The sequence below is a fragment of the Arthrobacter sp. JCM 19049 genome, from assembly GCF_001310435.1.
The window spans coordinates 1-5,567 of sequence record NZ_BAXF01000124.1 but is presented as its reverse complement, the minus strand read 5'-3'; the positions used below and the strand labels follow the sequence as shown (position 1 = coordinate 5,567).

Here is a 5,567-nt window from a genome sequence, read left to right as displayed (position 1 = left end):
GGCGTGCAGCTGCATCCACTCATACCAGCTGGCGGTGCCCGCCAGCACCCACAAATCCACCCAGCCAAGGTCCGCGCCGAAGGCGCCCAGCCAGATCGGCAGCACATAAAGGATCCCGCAGCCCACGAACGCGCCCACATACCGCCATCCGGACGGCAGTCGGGGATCCAGGTGCGCCAGCGCCGCGGCCCACGCCACGGCCAGCAGTGCGCCCACCAGGCGCAGGGGGTTGAGCATCAGCTCCCCCAACCCGGTGCCGGCGGAGAATACGGCTTCACCGGTGGCCGACTGCAGCAGCTGGATCAGGTAGCCGGGCAGCGGGGGAAGCACCAGCAACACCGGCAGCAGGCCGGCCAGGATCAACCCGTTTTTTCGGCTCATTCTCCCAGTATGCCCGGCGTGCTAGCGTGCGTCGGCCAGCAGCCCCGAACGCACCGGCTGCATGTCCCCGGTCTCGATGTAGCGCTGGTGCCAGGACAGCGCCTCATCGAGCAGGTGCGGGGTGTGCTTGCCATAGCTGTTCTTCCGGGCCCGGTCGAAGTAGTCCTGCAGCATCGGGCGGTAGTCCGGGTGCGCGCAGTTATCGATGATCACCTGGGCCCGCTGCTTGGGTGAGAGACCGCGCAGGTCCGCCAGGCCCTGTTCGGTAATCAGGATCATGGTGTCGTGCTCGGTGTGGTCCACGTGGCTGGCCATCGGCACGATCCCGGAGATCTTCCCGCCCTTGGCGATGGAGGGGGACATGAACACCGACAGGTAGCCGTTGCGGGCGAAGTCCCCCGAACCGCCGATGCCGTTCATGACGTGGGAGCCGACCACGTTGGTGGAGTTCACGTTGCCGTAGATGTCCGCCTCGATCATCCCGTTCAGTGCGATGCAGCCCAGCCGGCGGATCACCTCGGGGTGGTTGCTCATCTCCTGCGGGCGCAGCAGGATCCGTTCCCGGTAGTAGTCCACGTTCTGGTTGAACTCGGCGATCCCGGCCTCGGAGAGCGAGAAGCTGGTGGCGGAGGCGAATTCCAGGGTGCCGTCCTTGATCAGGCTGAGCATCCCGTCCTGGATCACCTCGGTGTAGGACTGCAGCCCCTTGTAGCCGCCGCGGGACAGGCCGGCCAGCACCGCGTTGGCGATGTTCCCGACGCCGGACTGGATGGGCAGCAGCTTCTCGGTCAGCCGCCCGGCACGGATCTCATGGTCCAGGAAGTCCAGCAGGTGGTCCGCGATCTTCTCGCTGGTTGCATCCACCGGGGCGAAGGGTGAGAGCCGGTCCGGGGCCTTGGTCTCCACCACGGCGATGACCTTGGAGACGTCCACGTCCAGGTAGGGCTGGCCGATGCGGTCCTTGACCGTGGTGATCGGCACCGGCTGGCGGTGCGGGGGCAGGGCGGTGCCGTAGTAGATGTCGTGCATCCCGTCCATGGCCGCAGACTGTTCCTCGTTGACCTCGATGATCACCTTGTCGGCCATCTCCAGCCAGGTCTTGTTGTTGCCGACCGAGGAGGAGGGGATCAGCTGTCCCTCGGCGGTCACCCCCACGACCTCGACGATCGCCAAGTCGATCTTGCCGTAGAAGCCGAACCAGGCGTGCTGGGCGACGTGGGAGAGGTGGATGTCCATGTATTCCATCTCGCCGTCATTGATGCGTCGGCGCAGCTCCGGATCCGACATGTAGGGCAGGCGCAGGTTCATGCCGTCGGCCTTGGCCAGCACCCCGTCCAGTTCCGGGGCGGTGGATGCGCCGGTCAGCACGTTGATCCTGAAGGCCTGACCCGCATCATGGGCCTGCTGCATGTGTTCGGCCAGCGCGCCGGGCACAGCCTTGGGGTATCCGGCACCGGTGAAGCCGCTCATGGCTACGGTCATGCCCGGCTGGACCAGCCGTGCCGCGTCAGCGGCACTCATCAGGCGGTCGGTGAATGCACGGTGGTGAATTCTGTGGTGCACGGGTGGTCCTCTCTGCGATCGATACGTACGACGGTGTGGCGTATCCCAGCGAAACACTCTATCGCCGTCGGCGGGGATGATTCCTCTTTTCGTGCGCCATGGAAGGTGAGGGGGCGAACTGCTCGCTGGAAAGTAGTGAATCTGCGGTAAGAGGACAGTGAATGTGCCGCTCGTTACGCGCCATGTTGCCAGGACATGATCCCGGACACGCGCGCACTTGAAGTGGCCCACAGCCGATGTGGACTCCCTGTGCTGCAAAAATGCCGTGGTGCGCCGTGCCAGCGCATAGGCTAGCTTCCAACAAGGGCCGGCCGTTCAGGCCGGCCAAAGAATGTGAGCCACCACCATTAGGAGCCTTAGATGGATGACACCGCCTCGGACCCACTGCTTTCGCAGATGCGCCGGAACAGCCGATTCACCGAAGCCACCGGCCTGATCATTGACGAGGTCAGCAGTACCTCAGTCACCGGGCACGCGCAACTGGGCGAGGAGCACCATACCCCGTGGGGCGTGGTGCACGGGGGCGTGTACGCCTCGATGGTGGAAACCGCCGGCAGCGTCGGGGCCAGCTACGCGGTGGCCGACCGGCAGCAGTTCGCCGTAGGGGTGCACAATGCCACGGACTTCCTGCGGCCCACCAGTGCCGCCCAGGTGCGGGTCACGGCCCGGGCCCTCTTCCAGGGCCGGACCCAGCAGTTGTGGGAAGTAATCATCACCGACGTCGACAGCGGCAAGGACCTGGCCCGCGGGCAACTGCGCACCCAGAACATTCCGGCGCCACAGGATTCCGGGCAGTAGTCCTTCCACGAGAATCCCTTGTCACAGGTGATTTAAGATTCCCGCCCTGCCGCTTGTCGGGAGGCCGTTAAACGTCAGCGGGTGGCCTGCCTTCCCGAAGGAAAGCAGGCACCGCTGTACAGAAGTGGTCGAGAAGACTTACTTCTTGGCCGCAGCGACGACCTGCAGGCGCAGGTTGGCGCTGACGTCGTCGTGCAGACGAACGGTGGCGGTGTAGTTGCCGGTCGACTTGATCGACTCGGTCAGCTGGATGCTGCGCTTGTCCAGCTTGCCCAGGCCAGCAGCCTCAACGGCGTTGGCGACGTCGGCGGTGCGCACGGTGCCGAACAGGCGACCGGTGGCGCCAGCTTGACGGTCACCTTGACCGGCTGGGACTTCAGCTTGGCAGCCAGTTCCTGCGCGTCCTCGAGGTTCGCGATGGCGCGAGCGGCACGTGCAGCCTTGATCGACTCCACCTGCTTCTCGCCTCCCTTGGTCCACACGATTGCGTGGCCGCGGGGCAGCAGGTAGTTGCGTGCGTAGCCGTTCTTGACCTCGACGATGTCGCCAGCGGTACCAAGACCGGATACTTCATTAGTCAGAATGATCTTTGCCATGGTGGTATCCCTCTTCCTTAACCGCGGCCAGCGCCGGAGTAAGGCAGCAGGGCCACTTCGCGGGCATTCTTGATAGCCTGAGCGATCTTGCGCTGTTCCTGCACGGACACGCCGGTCACACGACGAGCGCGGATCTTGCCGCGGTCGGAGATGAACTTGCGCAGCAGTGCGGTGTCCTTGTAGTCGATGACGGTGATGTCAGCGGCCTTCAAGGGGTTGGACTTTGGTTTGGGCTTACGGATTTCAGCCTTAGCCATCGTGGAGCTCCTTTAGTTTGGGAGCCCGCAGATTCCTCTGCGGGATGGTGAATAAATAGTGGTTAGAAAGGCGGTTCGTCGCTGCCGGGATTGCCCCAGCCGCCATGGTTGCCGCCGCTTGAGCCGCCGGTGCTCCACGGGTCGTTGGATGGTGCATTCCATCCGCCACCCTGCTGCTGTTGCTGCTGCTGTGGGGCACTTTGCTGCGGGGCGTTGGAGAAGCCTCCACCGCCGCCAAAGCCGCCGCCTCCGCCGCCGGAGCGCTGGGTGCGGGTGACCTTGGCCGAAGCGAAGCGCAGCGAGGGGCCGATCTCGTCGACCTCCAGCTCCATGACGGTGCGGCGTTCGCCTTCCTTGGTGTCGTAAGAACGTGAGCGCAGCCGGCCCTGGGCGATGACGCGCATGCCCTTGGTCAGCGACTCGGCAACGTTCTCTGCGGCTTCACGCCACACCGATGCACGAAGGAACAGGGCTTCGCCGTCCTTCCACTCATTGGTCTGGCGGTCGAAGGTGCGCGGAGTCGAAGCGATCGTGAAGTTCGCGACGGCGGATCCGGAGGGCGTGAAACGCAGTTCCGGGTCGGCGGTCAGGTTTCCGATCACGGTAATTACAGTCTCGCCTGCCATGCTCTCTCCTCAGGTTGTTCGAACGTTGTTCTTACGAAGTGGAAATGCTGCTCGCGTAATTAGACGCGGGCTTCTTCCGGACGAGTGACCTTGTGGCGCAGGATCTGCTCGTTAAGCTTCAGCTGACGCTCGAGTTCCGAGGAAGCGGCCGGCTCCGACTTGTAGTTCACTACAATGTAGATGGCTTCGGACTTCTTCTGAATCTCGTAAGCCATCTTGCGACGGCCCCAGATGTCAACGTTGTCGATCGAGCCGCCGGCGGAGCGGATGACCTCGAGGTACTTCTCGATGGTCGGTTCCACGGTACGGTCGTCGACCTCGGGGTCGATGAGGACCATGAGTTCATAAGCACGCATGTGAACCCACCTCCTTTGGGCTAAACGGTCACGGTATTTCCGCAACAGGAGGTTCTTTGCGTTATCCAATGCCTCCCGTGCCCGCTTTTTGGGCACGATGCAGCACAGACTTTCCAATCCTACCCGATTCCCGGCGGCCGGGGATGCGCGGGTGGCCCAGATCATGTTCGATGATCCGCATGGCGCCCTGGTTCGCGTCTAGCGGCCGTCCAGGGCGGCCTCCAGGCGCTGGCCGAACACCGGTGCCAGGGTGCGCATTTAGGTGTCGGAAATATGGTGCTTGTCCCGGTAGACCAGCACGTTGCCGATCACGGCCGGGCACCGTTGTGCAATGCAGAACTGGTCACTGAAGTCCAGGACCTGCACGCGCGGTTCCCTGGCCGCCGCTTCGCGTGTCACGTCCCCCCGTTCGAAGGCCTTGGAGCGCGCAACGGAGCAGCGCGACAGATCCTGCTGATGCTGCTGCACGCAGTCCCGGGCATACTGCTTTGTTCCCGGGCGCGGGGTGTCCACCACGGCAAAGACATCCAGCCCGGCATCCTCCAGCTCGCCCCAGAGTTGCGCGTACCCCTGTGCCGGGTCACCGACGAACTCGGCCCCCGCCCAGTTCGCGGTGACGACGGCGTCGATGTCCGTGCGGGAGGTGAGCAGTTTCGTGGTCTGTTCGGTGGCCTGCCGGCAGCTGATGCTCCCCTGCCGTTCGGCCGTTCGCTCGCCCGCACTGTAGGGACAGGAGTTCTTCAAGTAGGTGATTACCCTCCAGCCCCGCTGGGCGGCATGAGCGTGCAAGGCCTCATACCAGTGGGCGGCGTGGGAATCACCGACCAGGGCCACGGTGAAGGTGGCCTGCGGGCTGCCGGATTCACATTCGGTGATCGAGGTTGACTGTGGTTCCTGCACGCAGGACCCAGTTGTGGCTGGTCCTGCTCGGCCGTGGCCGGGATGGGGACGATCTGGTTTTGGCGGGGCAACAGCGCCGGGGCGCCGGCG

Annotated in this window: 7 protein-coding genes and 1 pseudogene; 1 reads left to right on the top strand and 7 read right to left on the bottom strand. The window is 64.2% G+C overall.

The window, feature by feature from the left end:
• On the bottom strand, nucleotides 1–381 hold a 381-nt coding region (locus tag JCM19049_RS07550; protein WP_279402694.1), incomplete at its 3' end, for a hypothetical protein.
• Nucleotides 382–402: 21 nt separating this feature from the next.
• Nucleotides 403–1,944, bottom strand: coding sequence for an acetyl-CoA hydrolase/transferase family protein (locus JCM19049_RS07545; protein WP_279402693.1), 1,542 nt, complete (start codon nucleotides 1,942–1,944; stop codon nucleotides 403–405).
• Between the two features lie 360 nt (nucleotides 1,945–2,304).
• Here JCM19049_RS07545 and JCM19049_RS07540 point away from each other — a divergent pair, with 360 nt between their 5' ends.
• Nucleotides 2,305–2,742: a PaaI family thioesterase gene (locus JCM19049_RS07540; RefSeq protein WP_054821277.1), complete on the top strand. Its 438-nt coding sequence runs from the start codon at nucleotides 2,305–2,307 to the stop codon at nucleotides 2,740–2,742.
• A gap of 138 nt (nucleotides 2,743–2,880) precedes the next feature.
• Here the strand turns inward: JCM19049_RS07540 and rplI are convergent.
• The 5 genes and pseudogenes from rplI to JCM19049_RS07515 all read right to left on the bottom strand — a co-directional run bounded on the left by rplI (nucleotide 2,881) and on the right by JCM19049_RS07515 (nucleotide 5,477).
• A pseudogene (gene rplI, locus JCM19049_RS07535) lies at nucleotides 2,881–3,338 on the bottom strand (50S ribosomal protein L9).
• Between the two features lie 17 nt (nucleotides 3,339–3,355).
• Complete coding sequence (gene rpsR / locus JCM19049_RS07530) at nucleotides 3,356–3,595, bottom strand: 30S ribosomal protein S18 (protein ID WP_013350683.1); 240 nt, start codon at nucleotides 3,593–3,595, stop codon at nucleotides 3,356–3,358.
• A gap of 62 nt (nucleotides 3,596–3,657) precedes the next feature.
• Entirely contained in the window at nucleotides 3,658–4,221 is a 564-nt protein-coding gene (locus JCM19049_RS07525) for a single-stranded DNA-binding protein (RefSeq protein WP_054821276.1), read from the bottom strand.
• 59 nt (nucleotides 4,222–4,280) lie between these two features.
• Nucleotides 4,281–4,577 (bottom strand): 30S ribosomal protein S6, encoded by a 297-nt coding sequence (gene rpsF / locus JCM19049_RS07520; protein ID WP_054821275.1) that lies wholly within the window; start codon nucleotides 4,575–4,577, stop codon nucleotides 4,281–4,283.
• 258 nt (nucleotides 4,578–4,835) lie between these two features.
• Nucleotides 4,836–5,477: an SGNH hydrolase domain-containing protein gene (locus JCM19049_RS07515; protein WP_054821274.1), complete on the bottom strand. Its 642-nt coding sequence runs from the start codon at nucleotides 5,475–5,477 to the stop codon at nucleotides 4,836–4,838.
• Nucleotides 5,478–5,567 lie beyond the last annotated feature (90 nt).